Consider the following 20,214-nt stretch of genomic DNA (forward strand, 5'->3'; position numbering starts at 1 on the left):
TCACTAAGGTGAGGAAGGTTTTTCGACTGCGCCTCAGCATGAGAGGCGAATACATTACTCACTCTAATACTCCCACCCACCCGCTATGCAAACATCTTGGCTGAAACGCCTCGGGCCCCTGGCCGTGCTGCTGCTGCTGCTGGCCTTTACCGGGGCGCCGCCGAAGAAGATCAAGCTCTACCTCATCGGCGACTCCACCATTGCCCAGAAGATCAAGCAAACCTTCCCCGAAACCGGCTGGGGCATGCCGCTGCCCACGTTCTTCGACTCCACGGTGGTCGTCGATAACCGGGCCCAGAACGGGCGCAGCACCCGCACCTTTATGGCCGAAAACCGCTGGCAGCCCATTGTGGATGCTCTGCAGGAAGGCGACTACGTCTTCATTCAGTTCGGCCACAACGACGAAGCCCAGGATAAGCCCGACCGGTACGTAGCCCCGGCCGACTTCAGCAAGAACCTGCGCAAGTTCGTGACCGAGACGCGGGCCAAAAAAGGCTACCCCGTGCTGATTACGCCCGTTACCCGCCGCAAATTCGACAAGGAGGGCAAGATTATGGAAACCCACGTGGCCTACTCCGCCGCCACCATGGACGTGGCCCGGGAGCTGAAAGTGCCGCTCATCGACCTCGACAAGCTGAGCCGGGAGCTGTTGCAGAAGTACGGGGCCGACCAGTCCAAACAGCTCTTCCTGCAGCTTGAGCCCGGCGACCATCCCAACTACCCCTACGGCCGCCAGGACAACACTCACTTCAGTGAGCTGGGGGCCCGCAAGATGGCCCAGCTCGTGGTGAGCCAGGTAATAGCCCAGAAGCTGCCCTTGCTGTCGGAGCGTATTGCCAAGCCCACGGCCAAGAACGCCGTGCCGCCCGCCAAGACGCCGGGTAAAGACGACCAACCCACCGCGCCATGAGGAAGCTACTGAGTTTGCTGGCCCTGCTTTGGCTGCTGGCAGGCCGGGCTTTCGGCTACGACTTCGTGGTGGCCCAGGACGGCTCGGGCCAGTACCGCACCGTGCAGGAAGCCTTCAATGCCGTGCCCGACTTCCGCAAGAAAGTCACGACCATCTTTATCAAGAAGGGCGTCTACAAGGAAAAGCTCATCCTGGCCGGCTCCAAGAATCTGGTTAAAATCATTGGTGAGGACCGGGAGAAGACGGTGCTGACCTACGACGACTACAACCAGAAGAAGAACATTTTCGGGGAAGACAAGGGCACTTCGGGCTCGTCGAGCATCTACGTCTACGGCTCCGACTTTTCGGCCGAGAATATCACCTTCCAAAACTCCTCGGGCCCGGTAGGCCAGGCCGTGGCCGTGTGGGTGGCCGGCGACAAAGCCCGGTTCAAGAACTGCCGCTTCCTGGGCTTTCAGGATACGCTCTACACCTACGGCTACGGCTCCCGGCAGTACTACAAAGACTGCTACATCGAGGGCACCGTGGACTTTATCTTCGGCTCCAGCACCGCCTTTTTCGAGGACTGCACCATCTTCTGCAAGCAGGGTGGGGGCTACGTCACGGCCGCTTCCACCCCCGACAGCACCCGCTACGGCTACGTGTTCCAGAACTGTAAAATCACCGGCGACGCTCCGGCCGGCAGCTTTATGCTGGGCCGCCCCTGGCGACCCTACGCCAAGACGGTCTACATCAAGTGCGAGCTGGGCGAGCAAATCGGGGCCGCCGGCTGGGACCACTGGGGCAAGGACACCAACAAGCAAACCGCCTACTACGCCGAGTACCAGAGCAAGGGCAAAGGCGCCCAGCCCAAGCAGCGCGTAGCCTGGAGCCACCAACTCACCGAGGTTGAGGCCCAGGCCTACAGTCGCGAGAAGGTGTTCCGCAACTGGGACCCCACCAAGGACTAAGGCGTAATGAATCGGCCTGCCACAAGTACGTCAGGTCGACCATTCTGCGCTTCGAGTAGAGACATCTGGCCTGTAGGGGTAACTACCTCTCATGCTGAGCCCCGCGCAGCACTGCTACCGCTTCGTTGCAATGAAGTTGATGACCACTGCACGCCAGATTCCCCGCTTTGCTCGGGATGACGTTCTTTTTCCAGCAACAGCAGTCCGCGAGAAGGTTCTTCTCTGCTTGCTGTGCAGAATGATCTGCAGGACCGTTCTGTTTTTCTTTCCATAGATAGTACCGATCTGCTGCATGCAATTTCCCCGCCTTATCCTTGCTGCCGTGCTGCTGCTGGGCGCCACCACTCTTCACGCCCAAACCACGCCTGCGCCGCCTGCCACCACGCCAGCCGCCAAGCCGGCCCCCGCGCCGCCCCAGGTCACGCGCATGACCGTGGCTTTGGACGGCTCGGGCGACTACCGCACGATTCAGGAGGCCGTGAATGCCTCCCGGGATTTGTCGCAGGTCACGGTGACGATATTCATTAAAAACGGCACCTACCGGGAGAAGCTGGTGGTGCCCTCGCACAAAACCCACGTGACGCTGCTGGGCGAGAGCAAGGAGGGCGTCGTCATCACCTTCGGCGACTATTCCGGCGACGCCGCGAAGCACAATACCTACACTTCCCACACCGTGCTGGTGCAGGCTAACGACTTCACGGCCGAGAACCTCACCTTCGAAAATTCCGCCGGCCCCGTGGGTCAGGCCGTGGCCCTGCACGTGGAAGGCGACCGGGCCACGTTCCGTAACTGCCGCATGCTGGGCAACCAGGACACGCTGTATATGGCCGTGGAAAACAGCCGGCAGTATTACAAAGACTGCTACATCGAAGGCACCACCGACTTCGTCTTCGGCACGGCTACGGTGGTGTTTGAGGGCTGCGAACTGCGCAGTAAGCGCAACTCCTACGTTACGGCCGCCTCCACCACCGCGCACCAGCGCTACGGCTACGTGCTGCTGAACTGCAAGCTCACCGCCGCCGGCGCCGATGTCAATAAGGTCTACCTCGGCCGGCCTTGGCGGCCCAATGCCAAAACGGTACTCATCAACTGCGAGCTGGGCGCCCACATCACGCCCGCCGGCTGGGACAACTGGCGCAATCCCGACAACGAAAAGACGGTGTACTATGCCGAATACCACTCCACTGGACCCGGTGCCAAGCCTCAGGAGCGGGTAAAATGGAGCCGCCAACTCACGGCTAAGGAAGCCAAAAAGTACACGCTCAAAGCCGTCTTCGCCGGCGGCGAAGGCTGGGACCCGGCCCGGAAGTAGGGGAGGGCCAAGTGAAATGAACAGAACGTCCTGTCGACCAGCGGAAGACATGACTGTGCGGAATCGAATTCAACTATCATCCATGCACCTCCGAACCCCGCTACTCCTCCTCATCGGCCTGCTCTGCCAGCTTCCACTTTTTGCGCAAGCGCCGACGGGCCGGGTGGAGCAGGACCTTTCCGGCCAGGACTGGAAACTGTGGCTCGACCCTCAGGCCCACTGGATTGAGGACCGGCTGTTTGTGCCGCCGGTCAACGTAGCGCAGCTGCCCCAGCCTCAACCTACCGGCGGCTGGGCGGCACTGAATACCGGGGATACCAAAACGGTGCACCTGCCGGCCACCGTGGAGCGGTACTACTGGGGCCGCAACGGCAACGCCTTTGGGCTGAGCGGCAATTACCTGGGCGTGTCGTGGTTCAGCACCAAGCTGCCGGTGCTGGCCGGGCTGCGCGGCAAACGGGTGACGCTGCAGTTTGAGAGCGTGCGGTTTCGGGCCGAAATCTTCGTGAATCAGAAGCTGGTGGGCTACGACCTGGTCAACAGCACGCCGTTCGAAGTTGATATTACCGACTTCGTGCGTTACGGGCAGGACAACGACCTAGCCATCCGCATCACCGACCCCAACGGCAACTTCGACTGGCGCGACTCCCAGAACTTCATGTGGGGCAATTACCGCACGATTCCCACCCACGGTTTCGGCGGCATCACCGGCCGCGTGCGGCTGCGCGCTACTGACCCGGTGTTTATCAGTGACGTGTTCGTCAAAAACCAGCCCGACCCGCGCAAGGTCGTGGTGGAAGTAACGGCCGATAACCGCAGCAGTAAACCGGCCGCCGGCACGCTGCTCGTGCAGATTCAGGAAGCCAAAGACGGGCACAAAACGGTGTTTACCCAGCGTATTCCCATGGGCGAGCTGCCGACGGGGCTGAGCACCAAGTCGGTGCCGGTGCGCGTGCCCGATGCCCGGCTCTGGAGCGTGGAGAGCCCCAATCTGTACGTGCTAACCGCTACCTGGCAGGGGGCCGACCAGACGGCCGACACCTACGCCCAGCGCTTCGGCTTCCGGTGGTTTGAAATCAAGGACGTGGCCGGCGGCGACCGGCAGTTCTTTCTCAACGGCAAGCGCATCGTGCTGCGCACTTCTATTTCCTGGGGTTTCTGGCCGGTGAATGGCATAGCCCCGAGCGACGCGCTGGCCCGCAAGCAGGTGGAAACGGCCAAGGCCCTGGGGCTGAACATGCTCAACTTCCACCGCACCATCGGTCAAACCAACGTGCTCGATTACGCCGACGAGCTGGGCTTGCTCTACTTCGAGGAGCCCGGCGGCAATTCCTACCCGGCCGACAAGTTCAACCCCACCGACTCGCTGGGCCGGCGGCAGACCGATTTCTACTTTGCCACCCGCACCGAGAAAGTGCTGCGCATGATCCGGCGCGACCGAAACCACCCGGCCCTGGTCATCTATAACTTCCACAACGAGCGGGGCGCCCCGCCCCAGGAACAGGACCGCCAGCAGATGCTGGCCGCCCACCAGCTGGACAACTCCCGGCTGCTGACCTACAACTCCTCCAACGGCGACCCGACGTTCAAGCCCAACCCGCGCTTTAAGCTGCATTTGCTGCCCTACAGCACCGAATTTCACGACTACGGCTGGTTTGACCAGCACCACGCCGGCGGCCCGGGTACTTACCACGACAACCTCTACTCCAACCCCAAGAACTACCTGCGCTACACCGACCACCGGGACGAAATCATCTACTACGGCGAGGAAGGCGCCATCGGCACGCCGCCCCGCCTGCAGCTGATTCGGGACGAAATCCTGAAAACCGGTCCGGACCAGGGCTGGGAAACGGCCAGCTACCTGCAGTGGTACGACGCCTACGACCAGTTTCTGACCACGCACGCCGGCTTCCGGCAGGCCTTTCCCACCGTGGACGCCCTAACCAAGGCCATGGGCAACGTGGCTTACTACTACCAGGGCCGGGCCATTGAAAACATCCGAATTAACAACACTACCGACGGCTACGCGGTGAACGGCTGGGAAAGCATGATGCTGGAAAACCACTCCGGCATCGTGGACAACTACCGCAACCCCAAGGGCGACGTCGAGCTCATTGCCCGCTACAACCGCCCGCTCTACGTGGCCGTGAAAATGAACCGCAAAGTCCTGGGCGTCGGCGACACGACGACGGTGGACTTATTTATCGTGAACGAAGCCAACCTGCGCGGCAAGTACACGCTGCAGGTCAAGGCCACCGACGAGAAAGGTGCCGTGGTATTTAGCCGCCGCGTGCCGGTGCGCGTGAGCGGGGGCACCACCTACGGGGAGCTGCTCAAAGCCGGGTTGAAAATCACTCCGCGCACGGCGGGCTACACCAACGTCACGGCCGAGCTACTCGGCGGCGGCAAGACTATGGCTTCCGGTGACGACTCAATGCTGGCCGTGCAGCTCACTACGGCCGGCATTCCCGCCCGGGGCATGGTAGCCGACACCAGCGGGGTGCTGGGCCGGTATTTGAAGTCGGTGGGCGTGGCCGGGTTTCGGGAGTATAAGTCGGGCCGGCCGGAGGGGCAGTACCTGCTCGTGGGTGCCTTCAATCCGCAGCAAACCGGCAACCCGCTGGTAACCGACATCCTGGAGTGGGTCAACGAGGGCAATACGCTGATTGTGGTGGGCAACATCGACAAGTGGGCCACGCACCTGGGCCGCAAGGAAGTGGTAGACTACCGCGGCCTCAAGGAGCTGGGCACCAGCTGGTACGGCGGCAACTACTTCGTCAAGAGCCACCCGCTGTTCGAGGGTTTGCCCCAGAGCTGCGTCTTCAACTGGGAGTACCAGTGCTTTGCCACCTACAACCGCAGCCGCCTGGGCTTGCGCCTGTTTAACGGCGAAACCGTGGTGGGCTGCGTGTCGGACCACAAAAAGGAGGTGTACTCGGCCCTGAGCGTTATTCCCCACGGCCGGGGCCGCATCATCCTCTCGGCCCTGGACATGGCCGCCTGCCTCAAGGACGTAAAGGTGGGGCAGCGGGCCGAGGGCGACGGGGAAAACGAGGCCCTGAAAACCTTCAACACCTCCCAGCAAAACAAAGCCAACCTGGTGGGCCAGCAGCTGCTGCTCAACATGCTGCGCTTCGCAGGTCGGCCGGAATAAACCCCGAACCGGGCGGCAGCGGCGGTGGTTCTGTATCTTGGGCCGCATCCGCACCCTACGTACGCCCCACTACCAGCCTTGTCCCCGCCGTGAGAGAGTATGTGCTCTTTGTCGATACCGAAACCTCCGGCATTCCGCAGGACTGGTCGCAGCCGTACTCGGTGCTGGGCAACTGGCCCCATATTGCCCAGCTGGCCTGGGTGGTCTACTCGCGCGAGGGGCAGGAAGTCAAAGCCGAAAACCACTACATCCTGTCCAGTGATTACGACGTGAGTGCCGCCTCGGTGCGCGTGCACGGCCTGACCCGGGAGTTTTTGCTGGCGCACGGCCGGCCCCGCCACGAGGTGCTGCACCGGCTGTTTCAGGATTTGCTGCGCTACGAGCCCCTGGTGGTGGCCCATTTCATGAAGCTCGATTTTCACATGCTGGGCGTGGGCTTTTACCGGGCCGGCCTCGAAAACCCGCTGGAAGTGCTGCCCACCTTCTGCACCATGCTGCCCACCGGCAGCTTCGTGCGCAATGGCCCCCAGCGCTACCTGCGCCTGGGCGAGCTGCACGAGCGGCTGTTTCGGGAGCCCCTGGCGCGGCAGCACGACGCGCTGGTGGATGCCTACGCCACGGCCCGCTGCTTTTTCGAGCTCCGGCGCCTGGGCGACATTACCGATGAAGTCATTGCCGCTCAAGCGCCGTTTCAGCGGCCCGGCGCGGCTCCCGCACCCCGGTACTGGGCTATACTTGCCGGACTGGGTTTGTTGCTGCTGGCTTTGCTGACCGCCTACCTCATACTGCTCTAACCATGACTGACCGGATAGATTTTCTGCGCACCGTGAAGCCCTTCGACCTGCTGCCCGAGGACGTGCGGCGCGAAATTGCCGAGCTGCTGGAGGAAGTAACCCACCCGCGCGAAGCCGTGATTTACCTGCAGGACGTGTCCAAGCTGCGCGGCCTCGACATCGTGGTGGAAGGCGAGTACGAAACGTTTTTCTACGACAGCCAGCAAACGAAGCGGCTGGTGGAGCACTGCGGGCCGGGCTGCTGCTACGGTGGTATTTCGGTGCTGCTCAACAAGAAACGGTCTTTGCGTACGGTGCTGGCCAAGCGCGGCACCCGGGTGTACTTTCTGCACCGCCGCGACTTTCGGGCCCTGTGCCAGGCCTACCCCAGTTTCTTCGAGCACTTTACCACCAAGTACGGGCAGCGCATGCTCGACGACGAGTACGCCCACTTCGTCAAGCTCAACCAGGGCAGCATCGCCCAGAACTACCTGGCTTCCGACCAGCTTTACTCGCGCCGCCTCGAAGCCGTGGAGCTGCGCGAGCTGCTGGCCTGCCCCGGCGCCACGCCCATCTGCGAGGTGGCCCGCCGCATGGCCGAAGCCCGCACCAGCTGCTACTTCATTACCGCCGACGACGCGCCGGGCACCATCACCGGCTACGTCACCGACATTACCCTGCGCGACAAAGTGGTGGCCGGCCTGGCCGATGCGCGCGGGCCGGTGAGTTCGGTTATGGACGCGCCGGTGGTCAGCATCAGCGCCCAGGCTTTCGTGTATGAGGCTATTCTGCTGATGTTTCAGACCAAAACCCGCTACCTGCTCGTGCAGGGGGAGGCTGGCGGTTACGTGGGTTTTGTGAGTCGCAACAAGCTGCTCAGCGACCAGGCCCAGTCGCCGTTTATCTTCATTCAGTCGGTGAAGCAGGCCGTGTCGGGCCCGGAGCTGCGGCGGCGCTGGGAGCAAGTGCCCGACATGGTGTACCAGCTCCTGGACCGCGGGGTGAAGCCCGAAATCGTGAACCAGCTCATCACCAGCATTTCCGACACCATTGCCCTCAAGGTTATCGAGGGCGTGATTCAGGAGCTGGGGCCGCCGCCGGCCAAGTTTGTGTTTATGGTGCTGGGCAGCGAAGGCCGCAAAGAGCAAACCCTACTCACCGACCAGGATAACGCCATTATCTACGAGGACAAGGCCAACGAGCAGCGCGAGGCCGTGCGGGCCTACTTCAAGCAGTTTGCCACGCTCGTGTCCGACCAGCTCAACGATATCGGCTTCAGCTTCTGCGAGGGCGGCTTCATGGCTAAAAATTCCAAGTGGACCCATTCTCTCTCGCACTGGAAACGCAACTACACCGAGTGGATGAGCGAGTCGAACCCCGAGGCCGTGATGCAGTTTGCCGCCTTTTTCGACTGCCGCTACCTCTACGGCGACGCCACCATTATGGAAGAATTGCAGGCTTTCCTGAGCGAGCAGCTGCAAACGCCCCACGACCGGTTTTTTTACTACCTGGCCATCAATGCTCTGCAGTTTGAGGCCCCGCTCACGTTTTTTCGCAACATCCGCACCTTCACCGTGGGCTCTCAGCAGGTTTTTAACCTGAAGAAAACCATGACGCCCATCGTGGACCTGGCCCGCATCTACGCCCTGAAGCACCGCATCTTTCTGACCAACACCGGCGAACGGCTGGCGGCTCTCCAGGAGCAGGGCGTGTTCAGCGAGAAAGAGTACCACGAACTGCTGCAGTCGTACTACTACCTGATGGGCATGCGCCTCAAGAAGCAGGCCGTGCAGATTATCAGCGACAAACGCCGCCCCGACAATTACCTCGACCCCAAGACCCTGACCCGGGTGGAGGAAGTCAGCCTGAAGGAAATATTCAAGGTAATCGGCGACTTCCAACTCAAGATTAAGGTCGGCTTTGCCAAGACTTTATAGCGCGGCCGAGGTGAAAATCCGCGTTTTTGGCTTCCTTACGTTGCCTTTCCAACCCCATCTACGTTCTATGCTACTGCCAAACCCTACTCCGCTGTTTTCTTTCCGCTCGGCCCTGCTCTCCGGCAGCCTGCTGGCCGCCCTGCTCACGGGCTGTGAGCAAGCCAAAAAGCCCGAGCAAACTGCGGGCAGCCCCGGTGCTGCCTCATCCACCACTACTGATTCAGTTAAGAATATGCCCACTTCCGCATCTTTCGGCAAAACCTCGGACGGGACCGAGGTGCAGCTCTACACGCTGACCAACGCCCACGGTCTGAAAGCCACCATCAGCACCTACGGCGGCATCGTGACCAGCCTGCTCGTGCCCGACAAGGCCGGTACGCTCGGCGATGTTGTGCTGGGCTTCGACAACGTGAGTGGCTACCAGAGCCCCGAGTACCAGAAAGCCGGGCCCTACTTCGGCGCATTAATCGGGCGCTACGGCAACCGCATTGCCAAGGGGCAGTTTACCCTGGACGGGAAGCAATACACACTGGCCAAGAACAACGGGCCCAACCACCTGCACGGCGGGCTCAAGGGCTTCGACAAGGTTATCTGGCAGGCCGAGCCGGGCACCTTGGCCCGGGGCCAGAGCCTGAAGCTGACCTACCTGAGCAAGGACGGGGAAGAAGGCTACCCCGGCAACCTGCGTGTGACGGTGACCTACACGCTGACCACGACCGACGAGCTGCGCATCGACTACACCGCCACCACCGACAAAGCCACGCCCGTCAATTTGACCAACCACAGCTACTTCAACCTCAGCGCCGGGCAGAGCAAAGACGTACTAAGCCACCAAGTCACGCTGCCCGCTGACCGGTACACCGTTGTGGATGCCGCTCTGATTCCGACCGGGGAGCTGCGCGCCGTGAAAGGGACGCCTTTCGACTTTACCACGCCCCACGCCATTGGGGAGCGAATTGCGCAGGTGCCCGGCGGCTACGACCACAACTGGGTGCTCAACGACGCGGGCAAGCTGCGGCCCGTGGCCCTGGTGAGTGAGCCCACCTCGGGCCGTACGCTGCAGGTGCTCACCACCGAGCCCGGCATCCAGTTCTACACCGGCAACTTCCTGGCCGGCACGCTCACGGGCAAGGGCGGCACGGTCTACGGCAAGCACGCGGGCTTCTGCCTCGAAACCCAGCACTTCCCCGACTCGCCCAACCAGCCTAAGTTTCCCAGCACCACGCTGCAGCCCGGCCAGACCCTGCAGTCGACTACGATTTACAAATTCGGAATCCAGGCGGCCAACAGCGAAGCCTAGCCCAGCGCGCCATATTGTGAGCCTACGAAAGAGCCGCCTGAGTCCCCCTCAGGCGGTTTTTTGTGCCCCGTTGCGCGTAGGGCCGGCCGCTTTGTGGAGGTTTGCTTGGTAATTTTCTCAACACCCGAGGAGTTTTCCCGTATGAGACTCTACCGTGGACAACCAACGCGGTACCTTCTCTCTACTTCACAAACTCTCACACTATGAAAACTGCATTCGCTCTCGCCGCCCTTTTCGCAGCTGGTATCACTTCGGCTTCGGCCCAAACGACTTCGGGTTCTACCACTGCCGGGGCTTCGACATCGGGTTCATCCACATCCGGCACGATGACCAGCGGCGCGTCGACCTCGGGTACGATGACCAGCGGTACCACTTCGGGCTCGATGGGCACGGGTACCACCAGCGGCACCTACAATGGCTCGACCGGTACCACCTCGGGCAGCATGGGCACCACCAGCGGCACGATGGGTACGACCTCGGGCACCATGGGCACCGGCACCACCAGCGGTACGTATAATACCGGCACTACTTCGGGCTCAACCGGCACGGGCACCACGTCCGGCACGATGAGCACCACCTCGGGCACCGGCACGATGGACACCGGCACCACGTCGGGTTCGACGATGAATTCGGGCACCATGGAAGGTGGCAAAATGAAGACGAAAGCCGATAAAAAAGGCAAAATGAAAACCAAGGATGATTCCATGAAGGCTAAGGCTAAAACCAAGCCCGGCATGTAATTCCCCAAGGAATTCTACCAACAGCCCCCGTTGCCTCCGGCAGCGGGGGCTGTTTGCGTAAGGGGCTTTGTCGCCGGCGCACATGCAGTAAGACGGCCCGGGGCGAGTATATTGCTGTCTATTTGCTTGTGCTATGCCGCTTACCGCGTTCTGGAAGTCTTTTTGGCCAGTCTACCTCTTCGCCGTTGCCCTGCTGTGGGGCAACTCCTGCGTGGTGCTGGCCAACCACTCCGGCCGCTACACCATCGACGAGCAAAGCTATTTGCAGATGGCCCAAGGCAATTTCGACGTCAACGTCACGCACCGGTACCGGATAATCGTGCCACTGGTGGCGGGTGCCATAGCGCGAATAGGAGCGGGCCCCGCCCGGGCAGTGCTGGGTACCGACGAGTCCGTGTTGAGCGGGAGCTTTTTTCTGGTCAATACCCTGCTGCTGGCCGGCGCCGGGCTGTACCTCTACCGGCTGGCCCGCGCCCACGGAGCAGCGGCTGGGTCATCCCTAATTGGCATGGCGGCCGTACTCACGTGCGGCGCGGCTGCCTACGTCACGGGCTTTGTGCTGGTCGACAGCGCAGTGGTGCTGATGGTGGTGCTGCTGTACTACGCCCTAACGGTGCGCTCTGCCCCGCTGCTGTTGGCCGTCATCCTGCTGGCGCCCGCCCTAAAGGAGTCCCTGGTTTTGTTTTTGCCCGTGGTGGTGCTCTACGGCGGCTTCGTTCCGCTTTGGCAGCGCCTGGTAACCATGCTATGCGCGGCCGCCCTGGTAGCCGGCCTGCACGCGGTAGTCGATGCCCTGGCGCCGCCTGCCGCCCTGGGTTCCGTAGTCAACGCCCTAAGGCACGGATACAATATGCTCAGCAACCTGCGCTGGCTACTTTCGGCCAGGGGACTTTTTATTTGCAGCGGAGTTTACGGCTTATTCAATCTGGTCGTGCTGGCCGGGTTCTGGGGCGGAAAATCCGCTATTGAGCAATGGTTGCCCCGGCTGCGAGGGTCGCTGGTGCTGTGCGTACTGGCCATTGTGGTGGTGCATATGCTGCTCTCGGGCGAAATGAGCCGGATGCTGCTGCTGGCGGCTCCCGTGGTAAGTACCGCAGTAGCCCTAATTGTTGACCGTCATCCTCTGTTCACGGCGCTCCGGCGCTTGTGGCCGGTAGAACTAGCGAAGTAGCCCCGGGCCCACCATTGCTTTTGCCAACCTATGTACCCGCCTACTTCTGCTGCCGCCCCACCATCCCGACCTTTTTACCGGCCTGAATTGGATGTTTTGCGGGCGGTTGCCATTGTGCTGGTTTTGATTTCGCACTGGTTTCCGGCTACGAATGCGGTGGCTGACTGGGGCGGAGTGGGCGTAACGGCCTTCTTCGTGCTCAGCGGCTTTTTGATTACGGCCATTCTGCGGCGGGCCGCGGCGCCGGTTGCGGGTAATAAAAGAGGCAGCATTGTTTACTCTTTTTTTGCCCGGCGCATCCTGCGGCTACTGCCGGCCTACTATTGCGCCTTGCTATTGGCCTGGGCGCTGAAGCTACCGTACATGCGGGAGGCCTGGCAGTGGTTTGTGCTGCACGGGGCCAATATTTTCTTGTTTCGCCAGCAACAGTGGGGAGAAGGAATGGGGCATTTCTGGTCGTTGGCGGTGGAAGAGCAGTTTTACCTTTTCTGGCCGGCGGTTGTCCTGCTGCTACCCCGCCGCTGGCTGGGGCCGGGGCTGGCGCTGCTGGGACTAGCGGGGCCCCTTATCCGCTGGTGGCTGCTGGAGCGCACCGCAACTTCGTTTTCCCTGATCCTGACCCCGGCCTGTCTGGACCTTTTTGCCATCGGGGCCGGGTTAAGTTTGGTGCTGGAGCGGCGGCGCTTACCAACCCGCTTCTGGGTTGGCATGCTCTTGGCGAGCGGCGGCCTGTATATGTGGCTCAGTGCCAGTGCTTGGGCCACGGGGTTTGCGCTGCTAGGGCCTTCCTGTCTGGCATTGGCGGCCGCCGCTAGCATTGCCTTAGCCCTCACTACCAAAGCGGCCCCGGCCCAGTGGCTGCTGCGCCAGCCCGCGCTGGTCGGCCTCGGCCGGCTGAGCTACGGGCTCTACCTGTATCATCTGTACGTGCCCGTTATTCTGCACCGGCTGTTGCATCACGTAGGGCGCCTTATTGCGCACGGCCATTACTACCAGGCTGTGCTGGCTTGGGAAACAACGGTGGCGGCCGGCGCCGTTATGGGGCTGTTATTGCTGGCCGTGGCCTGGTTGTCGTGGCGGTTTGTTGAGCGGCCATTTTTGAGTCTGCAACGCCTTTTTCCCTATGAGCACGCTCCCGGGCTAAGTCGCGAGTAAGTAGTGCTGGCCGCCGGTTGGGGGGCTGTGGGAAAACAGCCGCTCAGCCAGAGAAAAACGGGCACGCAATTTTAGCCAAACGGCAAGCTGAACCGTACACGGACCAGAACTCCTTGTCCACTCTCAGCTCCCGTTCCAACCATGAAAACCACTCTGTCCCTGCTGGCCCTGCTGGCTTTGGCCTCTGCTGCTTCGGCCCAGACGGCTCCAACCCAAACTGCTGCCGCTGCCACTCAAACGACCACCACGGTAGCGGCGCCCAAACCGGCCCAAACAACCCAGGCCAAGCGCACCGTCACGACGCGCCGTAAGCCAGCCGCCGCCACTACCCGCCACACGACAACTACGCACAAGAAAACAACCGAGCGGAAAGGAATATAGCCCCGTTCGTAACTGATGTATAAGCGCACCAAAAGTCCCGCTAGCATACTGCTAGCGGGACTTTTGGTACTGATTACAAAGGCTGATTTCTTACGACGGTTGGTTTTGCAAGTCGGTACCGAGGCGCAGCAGCAGGTCGCCGATGGAGCGGATGTCGGCTTGCTGCTCGGCGCTGGCCTGGAAGGCGTACTGCGTGGTTTGGGAGCCCAGCAAACTCAAGGACCGGCCGATGTCGGGGCCGTTTAGCTTGGGCGCCGTCAATAACGACTGCAAATTGCCCAACTCCCGGGCAATATCTTGCAGCGCCGGAATGCCGCTTTGGAGAAATTCCTGCTGCCAAGCCTCCGTATTGTCCATCGCCGCGCTGATGGGAATACTGGTCAGGCCTTGTTTGAGGGCAGTAATAGTATTGGTGAGGTGGTTCTGGGGCAGGGTGTCGTTGGCCATGAAGGGGGGAGGAATAGAAGAAAAGAAAATGGTAGCTAGGATAGGGTGCCGGCCTCAGCCGCCACTAGCTGCAGTTCGCGCAGCACGCTCACGGCCCGGCAGGCGCTGGCTTCCTTGTCCTTTATTTCGAGCATGATATCTACGTCGAGGCCGTGCAGGTGGGTCAGGAACTCGCGGAAAAGCTCTTCTTCCAGGGTGCTGGTGTGCTTGCCTTTGCGCTCCCCAAGCTGCTGGGAGCTATAGTCCATCATCAGCACTCCGTCGCGCTCGGGGTGCCAGGTGGCGGCGGCCAGCTGCAGGGCCTCGGCCATGGGCTCGCCGTGGTTGAGGCACTCGTGGTGAAAGTTGTCGAACAGAATCGGGATGCCCACCGCCTCGTGTACCCGCAGGCAGTCGCGCAGGCTGAACAGCCGGTCGTCGTTCTCAATAACCAGACGGCGCTGCACGGCTGCCGGCAGCTCCCGGTAGGTAGCAATAAACCGACTGATGGCCAGGTCCCGGTCGCCGTAGAGGCCGCCCACGTGAATCTGGAGCTTAGCAGTGCTGTCGAGACCCATCAGATCCAGCATGGAGCCCTGGTAGACCAGCTCGGCAATGCTGCGCTGCACAATGTCGGCGCTGGGCGAGTTGAGCACCACAAACTGGTCGGGGTGGAACGAGATGCGCATGCGCTGGGCCTTCACGTAGTCGCCAATGGCCCGGAACTCGGCGGCAAAGCGCGTCTGCCACGGAAAGGTGTTGATGGGGTGGGAGCCAAAAGGCACAATGCCCGAGCTGATCCGAAAAAAGCGCAGCTCATTGGCCACGTTGTACTCTAGAATCCGCTGCAGGCAGATCAGGTTGCTGGCCACGGCCAGCTCCACCCGCTCGGCCGAATACGACGCCAGCCGAAACGTAGCCGACGAGGTGCAGTCCAACGATTCATTAACGCAAGGATACCCAATTCTCATAGACTGGGTGTACGCGGGCAAAAAGGGGAGGTTGTTTTAATGTGCTCAGCTGCTAATGCGGGGAATGTGCTAATCTTACTGTGAGAAATGTGGGTTAATGCGAAGAATGTGTCCTTGCGAGCTTACGAGGCAACCCGGCCTCTCAAATGTGCTGAGTGCCCTAAAGAGGTAAGCCCTTCCTCGAACCAACGAGAAATGGCTTTCTGGCTAAAGGACGGGTTGTACTGCGCAGAGAATGTGTCATTGCGAGACGCCGCCGCGGCAATGACACATTCTCAATATTTCTCACAGTAAGATTAGCACATTCCCCGCATTAGCACCTGAGCACATTAATCATTCATAGCCGCGGTTATCCTTGAAGTTGCGGTTGTAGTTCTGGCGGGCTTTTTCGGCGGCGGCGGCTTTTTCCTGGGCCTGAATGGCCTCCATCTTGCGCCGTTCCTGACCTGCCCGCGAAAACTGGTCGTAGATCAGGCTGATGGGGCTGGCCAGGGTCGGGATAGGGTCGCGGGGGGCAATGGTATCCACCGGGAACAGGGGCTTGGGGGGCGGCGGGCGGCGCACGGCGTTGGCCGGGGGCGTGGGGCGGCGCACGTTGCGCAGGGCCCGGTTGATGACGGCCCGGTCGGGGCGACCTTCCTGAATGCGCACTTCGCCGAGCTGGATACTGTCGCGCACCAGGTAAATCTGCACGATAATCTGCGACAGGCCGGTGCGGTCCAGCGGCAGGCGCTGGGGCTTATAGCCCACGGCCCGGAACAGCAGCGTGTCGGTGTTGGCCACGGTAATGCTGAAGTCGCCCGCGTTATCGGCCACGGTACCCTTATTGGTACCTTGTACAAACACGGCCGCGCCGGGAATCGGCTTCCGGTCTTTGGCCCCGGAGACGGTACCCGTCACGCGCACCTGGGCCGTGGCCCCGCCGGCCAGCAGTAGCAGGCTGGTCAGTAGGCAGAATACCCGCCCTGAAAATAGACGGTGGAGTAGTTGAACGGAACCCTTCACGAAATGGATAAGAATGCAAGCTACTGGCAAGGTAGCCACCAATGGAGCCAAGAACGACTGCCAGCGTTGCAGGCCGAAGTCCCGAAACAACGAAAAAACTCGCGTAAAGGTGCGTCCCGCGCATGATGAATCCATGACGCGGCTCCCCAGCCGGTAAAGCAACCGGAAAAGAGGAAACAAAAAAGCCCGATCGACCAGACCGGGCTTTTTATCTACTAGGGGCAGGCTTCCGCCGGACGCTTACATCTTGGACTTGTTGCCCTCAGCGTCTTTGGTTTTCACCTTGCCGTTGTCTTTTACCTTCAGCTTGTTGCCTTCGGCGTCTTTGGCCTTGAGCTTATCAACCTGGGTGCCGCCCGTCATCGAGCCGCTGGCCGAGCCCGACGTAGCCGAGTTGTCGGTCGTCGTCGTGGTCGTGCTCATTTCCGTGGTGCTCATGTTCGAGTCGTCGGTGTTCGACGACATGGCCGAGTTGTCGTCCGCGTACATCGACTCATCGTAGGTCGAGCGGTTGGTTTCGTAGGCCTGATACTGGGCCGGGTCGGTAAAAATTGACTTGAATTCCGTGTCCGACTCCATCGAAGCGGAGCGCATGGCGGCGGCCATACCCGTCGTGTCGGTGGTGTACTGGTTGCGCAGCTCCGCCATACGGCGGGCCCGATTGTAGTACGCCGTGCGCACCCGCGACACGGTAGCCGTATCCTGGATTTTCATGTCCGTTGCCATGCGGGTGGCAACGGTATTGGCCCGGGTGCGGTACTGCGTGTCCATGTCGTTGGTGTTCATGGCCGTGCCGGCCGAAGCATCCTCCGTGGTGGTCGTAGTCGTGGTATCGGTAGTCTTTTCCTGCGAGCAGGACGCCATTGTGAGTGCAGCCGCACACGACAACAGCCAGAACGTCTTTTTCATATGCATGGTGGTTGTGAGAGAAGAATCAGAAATTGATGCAGGCTATACGGGCTGATAAATAGCGCGGTTACCACTGGCTGAGTTAGAATATAAAAAAAGCGACTAGGAATAATCCTAGCCGCTTTTTTGCCGAAAAATTATTGTCGCGCTTACGCCCGGCGCAGCTCAAACACGGTGATTTCGGGCAAGAAACCCACCCGGCCCGGGTAGCCGATAAAGCCCAGCCCGGCATTCACGTAGAGGTACTGCTTGCCCCGCTGGTAGAGGCCGGCCCATTGCTTGTAGGCGTACTGTACCGGGCTCCATTTGAAGAAGGGCAGGTTGACGCCAAACTGCATGCCGTGGGTGTGGCCCGAAAGCGTGAGGTCGATGTCCTCGTACTGGTGCACTTCGCCGTCCCAGTGCGAAGGGTCGTGGGAAAGCAGGATTTTGAAGGGCGCATCCGCCTCGGCGTGGGCCTTCGGCAGATTGCCATACTTGGGGAAGCCCATGCGCGCGCCCCAGTTTTGCACCCCGATAACAGCAATTTTCTCGCCGTTGCGCTCAATGTGGTGGCTTTCGTCGAGCATCAGCTTCCAGCCGATTTTGGCGTGGTTCTGCTTCAGGCGGGCCAGGTTAGCCTGCTTGGCCGCCAGGCCGCCCTGGTCGGCCCAGTTGATGTAGTCGGCGTAGTCGTGGTTGCCCAGCACCGACAGAATCGGGAGCTTGGATTGGATGCCGGCCAGGGTGTCGATGTGCTCTTCCACCTCGTGGGCGTAGTTATTGACCAGGTCGCCGGTCATGAAGACTTGGTCGACGTTCTGCTTATTGATCAGGGCCACGGCCCGCTGCAAGGGCTCCTTCGACTGGAAAGAGCCGGTGTGCAGGTCCGAAATCTGGAGCAGCGTGAAGCCGTCGAACGAGGCGGGCAGGTTGGGGAAGCGCAGCACCACGCGCTTCACGGTGTAGTCGGTGCCGCCCTTGACCATGCCCCAGATCAGCGAGGCGAAGGGAATGGCGCCCAGCACCAGGGCCAGCTTGCTGATAAATTCGCTGCGGGAAATGGCCGGGCCACTGGGCGCGCCGTTGGGCCGAGCCACCGTTTGGTAGGCCCAGCGCGCCAGCCGCACCACGTCTTCGAGCAGCAACGGCAGCAGAATCACGATTTTGGCGGCAATCATGGCCAGCAGCAGCCCGCCGAAATAGGAGCGGAACGAGGCGTGCTGGGTGCGGTTCAGCAGGGCCCAGAAACCCAGGCCCCAGATGCCCAGCGTGAGCAGCCAGTAGGCCGTGCCGGCCACTTTACGGGTGAGGGGAGTGGCGCTTTGCAGCGCGGTGCGCACGGCCTGAAAGCCATACCATTCGGCCACCAGAATCAGCAGCAGAAAGAAAATACCAGAAACGGAACGGGACATAATTGGGCTAAAAACTCCAGGCGGGCCGGCCATTGCGGGGGCCGGCATATCAACGAAGACGGTGGAGTCGGGTTTTTACTTTATTTTCCGGTCACTACAACAAGTATACCTTATGCAAGAGTTTGACAATCTGACTAGAAATCTACCCGACTTGGCCCCGGAGGCTGCCAATCCGGTCTACTACCAAACCCCCGCCAGCTTCAGCATCAAGAGCTGGGCCGAGGAAGACCGGCCCCGGGAAAAACTCATGCAGAAGGGGCGCACGGCCCTTTCCGACGCCGAGCTGATGGCCATTTTGCTGGGCTCGGGCACGGCCAAGCTCTCGGCCGTGGACGTGGCCAAGCTGATTCTGGCGGCCGTAAAAAATGATTTGAACGAGCTGGCCCGCCTCTCAGTCAAGGAGCTGATGCGCCACAAGGGTATCGGCGAGGCCAAGGCCATTACCATCGTAGCGGCCCTGGAGCTGGGGCGGCGGCGCAAGGAAACGGCCGCCGCGGCCCGCACCACCATCACCTGCTCCCTGGATATCTACAACCTGGTGCGGCCCAACCTGCAGGACTTGCCCCACGAGGAGTTCTGGGTGATTCTGCTGAACCGGGCCAACGTGGTAATGCGCAAAACCAGCGTGAGCAGCGGGGGAGTGGCCGGCACCGTGGCCGACCCCAAGATGATTTTCAAGGAAGCCCTGGAGCAGCTGGCCAGCAGCATTATTCTGGTGCACAACCACCCCAGCGGCAACCGCCAGCCCTCCGCCGCCGACATTGGCCTAACCCGCAAGCTCAAGGAAGGCGGACAGTTCCTGGATTTGCCCGTCCTCGACCACCTCATCTACACCGACCACGGCTACTACAGCTTCGCCGACGAGGGAATCCTGTAGAAATGCTGAATTTTGAGGGTTGAATGCGGAATGGCTGTTCGGTAAGTAGTCAAACGGGCTTCATTCACCATTTAACCCTTAACATTCACCATTCCCGAAAGTGCGCATCAACCCCAAACTTCTCATCGGCCTGGGCCTGCTGGTGGTCCTGGCTTATTTCCTGCAAGACCTCGTGCTGGGCCACGACCAGTATGCCGTGGGCATTCAGAAAGCCCGGACCGAGAAAAATAACTCCTTCCGCCGCGCCAAAGACTCCCCGCTCAACGCCGAGCAGCGGGACCATTTCGACTCCCTGCGCTACTACGCGCCCGACAAAGCTTTCCGCGTCACGGCCCAACTGGAGCGGTTTGCCGTGCCCGATACGGTGGCCATGCAGCTCACCGATGGCAAGGCCGACAAGTACCTGCGCTGGGGCAAAGCTTCGTTCGAGCTCGAGCAACAGTCCCAGCAGCTGGTTTTGTTTCTGAAAGTGAATGACGACAAGCCCGAGCTGTTCGTGCCCTTCACCGACAAAACCAACGGCTTCGATACCTACGGCGGCGGCCGTTACCTCGACGTGCCGTTGCCGGCCGAGCAGGATAAGCAGGTCGTGCTCGACTTCAACGCGGCCTACAACCCGTTTTGCGCCTACAACAACGAGTATTCCTGCCCCGTGCCCCCGGCCGACAACCGCCTGCCGGTGCCCGTGCCGGCCGGCGAGCAGAGCTTCCCCGAAGCCGACCACACCGGCCATTCGCACTAGCTTTTCGCCGCCGGCCCGAATCCGTACCTTTGCCGCTTGAATTGTTGATTGCTATAGGTTGACTGGTTGCTCATTCAACCCATCCGAACAATCAGCAATCAACTCCC

The 20,214-nt window shown here is 61.0% G+C and carries 18 protein-coding genes; 13 read left to right on the forward strand and 5 right to left on the reverse strand.

What is annotated here, in order from left to right; all coding sequences use genetic code 11:
- Window positions 1–85: 85 nt before the first annotated feature.
- The 11 genes from CLV45_RS00830 (at window position 86) to CLV45_RS00885 (ending at window position 13,783) form a co-directional block, all read left to right on the forward strand.
- Window positions 86–910, forward strand: coding sequence for a rhamnogalacturonan acetylesterase (locus tag CLV45_RS00830; protein WP_100334504.1), 825 nt, complete (start codon window positions 86–88; stop codon window positions 908–910).
- Window positions 907–1,860 (forward strand): pectinesterase family protein, encoded by a 954-nt coding sequence (locus CLV45_RS00835; protein WP_100334505.1) that lies wholly within the window; start codon window positions 907–909, stop codon window positions 1,858–1,860. Before CLV45_RS00830 ends, CLV45_RS00835 begins: the two co-directional genes overlap by 4 nt.
- A 292-nt stretch (window positions 1,861–2,152) precedes the next feature.
- On the forward strand, window positions 2,153–3,172 hold the full coding sequence (locus tag CLV45_RS00840; RefSeq protein ID WP_245882500.1) for a pectinesterase family protein: 1,020 nt from the start codon (window positions 2,153–2,155) through the stop codon (window positions 3,170–3,172).
- Between the two features lie 82 nt (window positions 3,173–3,254).
- Window positions 3,255–6,326 (forward strand): glycoside hydrolase family 2 protein, encoded by a 3,072-nt coding sequence (locus CLV45_RS00845; RefSeq protein WP_100334506.1) that lies wholly within the window; start codon window positions 3,255–3,257, stop codon window positions 6,324–6,326.
- A 101-nt stretch (window positions 6,327–6,427) separates the two neighbouring features.
- On the forward strand, window positions 6,428–7,120 hold the full coding sequence (locus CLV45_RS00850; protein ID WP_157807207.1) for a 3'-5' exonuclease: 693 nt from the start codon (window positions 6,428–6,430) through the stop codon (window positions 7,118–7,120).
- Between the two features lie 2 nt (window positions 7,121–7,122).
- A complete protein-coding gene (locus CLV45_RS00855) occupies window positions 7,123–9,036 on the forward strand; it encodes a DUF294 nucleotidyltransferase-like domain-containing protein (protein WP_100334508.1) in 1,914 nt (637 codons plus the stop codon).
- 67 nt (window positions 9,037–9,103) lie between these two features.
- A complete protein-coding gene (locus CLV45_RS00860; RefSeq protein ID WP_100334509.1) occupies window positions 9,104–10,336 on the forward strand; it encodes an aldose epimerase family protein in 1,233 nt (410 codons plus the stop codon).
- 203 nt (window positions 10,337–10,539) lie between these two features.
- Window positions 10,540–11,076: a hypothetical protein gene (locus CLV45_RS24760; RefSeq protein ID WP_157807208.1), complete on the forward strand. Its 537-nt coding sequence runs from the start codon at window positions 10,540–10,542 to the stop codon at window positions 11,074–11,076.
- 133 nt (window positions 11,077–11,209) lie between these two features.
- Window positions 11,210–12,247, forward strand: a complete 1,038-nt coding sequence (locus tag CLV45_RS00875; protein ID WP_100334512.1) for a hypothetical protein — start codon at window positions 11,210–11,212, stop codon at window positions 12,245–12,247.
- Window positions 12,248–12,334: 87 nt separating this feature from the next.
- A complete protein-coding gene (locus tag CLV45_RS00880) occupies window positions 12,335–13,402 on the forward strand; it encodes an acyltransferase family protein (protein WP_157807209.1) in 1,068 nt (355 codons plus the stop codon).
- Between the two features lie 141 nt (window positions 13,403–13,543).
- Window positions 13,544–13,783: a hypothetical protein gene (locus CLV45_RS00885; protein WP_100334514.1), complete on the forward strand. Its 240-nt coding sequence runs from the start codon at window positions 13,544–13,546 to the stop codon at window positions 13,781–13,783.
- 90 nt (window positions 13,784–13,873) lie between these two features.
- On the opposite strand, the gene CLV45_RS00890 is transcribed toward CLV45_RS00885, so the two are convergent.
- The 5 genes from CLV45_RS00890 to CLV45_RS00910 all read right to left on the reverse strand — a co-directional run bounded on the left by CLV45_RS00890 (window position 13,874) and on the right by CLV45_RS00910 (window position 18,488).
- A complete protein-coding gene (locus CLV45_RS00890; protein WP_100334515.1) occupies window positions 13,874–14,230 on the reverse strand; it encodes a hypothetical protein in 357 nt (118 codons plus the stop codon).
- A gap of 35 nt (window positions 14,231–14,265) precedes the next feature.
- Window positions 14,266–15,180 carry a UV DNA damage repair endonuclease UvsE gene (uvsE, locus tag CLV45_RS00895; RefSeq protein ID WP_100334516.1) on the reverse strand — a complete coding sequence of 305 codons (915 nt, stop codon included), beginning with the start codon at window positions 15,178–15,180 and terminating at the stop codon, window positions 14,266–14,268.
- Window positions 15,181–15,513: 333 nt separating this feature from the next.
- The gene (locus CLV45_RS00900) at window positions 15,514–16,185 is read right to left on the reverse strand and encodes a carboxypeptidase-like regulatory domain-containing protein (protein WP_170061794.1); all 672 of its coding nucleotides are present in this window, start codon (window positions 16,183–16,185) and stop codon (window positions 15,514–15,516) included.
- Window positions 16,186–16,425: 240 nt separating this feature from the next.
- Complete coding sequence (locus CLV45_RS00905; RefSeq protein WP_157807210.1) at window positions 16,426–17,094, reverse strand: hypothetical protein; 669 nt, start codon at window positions 17,092–17,094, stop codon at window positions 16,426–16,428.
- Window positions 17,095–17,243: 149 nt separating this feature from the next.
- Window positions 17,244–18,488 carry a metallophosphoesterase gene (locus CLV45_RS00910; protein WP_100334519.1) on the reverse strand — a complete coding sequence of 415 codons (1,245 nt, stop codon included), beginning with the start codon at window positions 18,486–18,488 and terminating at the stop codon, window positions 17,244–17,246.
- Between the two features lie 112 nt (window positions 18,489–18,600).
- Here CLV45_RS00910 and radC point away from each other — a divergent pair, with 112 nt between their 5' ends.
- Window positions 18,601–19,365 (forward strand): RadC family protein, encoded by a 765-nt coding sequence (radC, locus tag CLV45_RS00915; protein WP_100334520.1) that lies wholly within the window; start codon window positions 18,601–18,603, stop codon window positions 19,363–19,365.
- A gap of 100 nt (window positions 19,366–19,465) precedes the next feature.
- Window positions 19,466–20,107: a DUF1684 domain-containing protein gene (locus CLV45_RS00920; RefSeq protein WP_100334521.1), complete on the forward strand. Its 642-nt coding sequence runs from the start codon at window positions 19,466–19,468 to the stop codon at window positions 20,105–20,107.
- Window positions 20,108–20,214: the final 107 nt, after the last annotated feature.

The organism is Hymenobacter chitinivorans DSM 11115 (genome assembly GCF_002797555.1).
GTDB lineage: Bacteria > Bacteroidota > Bacteroidia > Cytophagales > Hymenobacteraceae > Hymenobacter > Hymenobacter chitinivorans.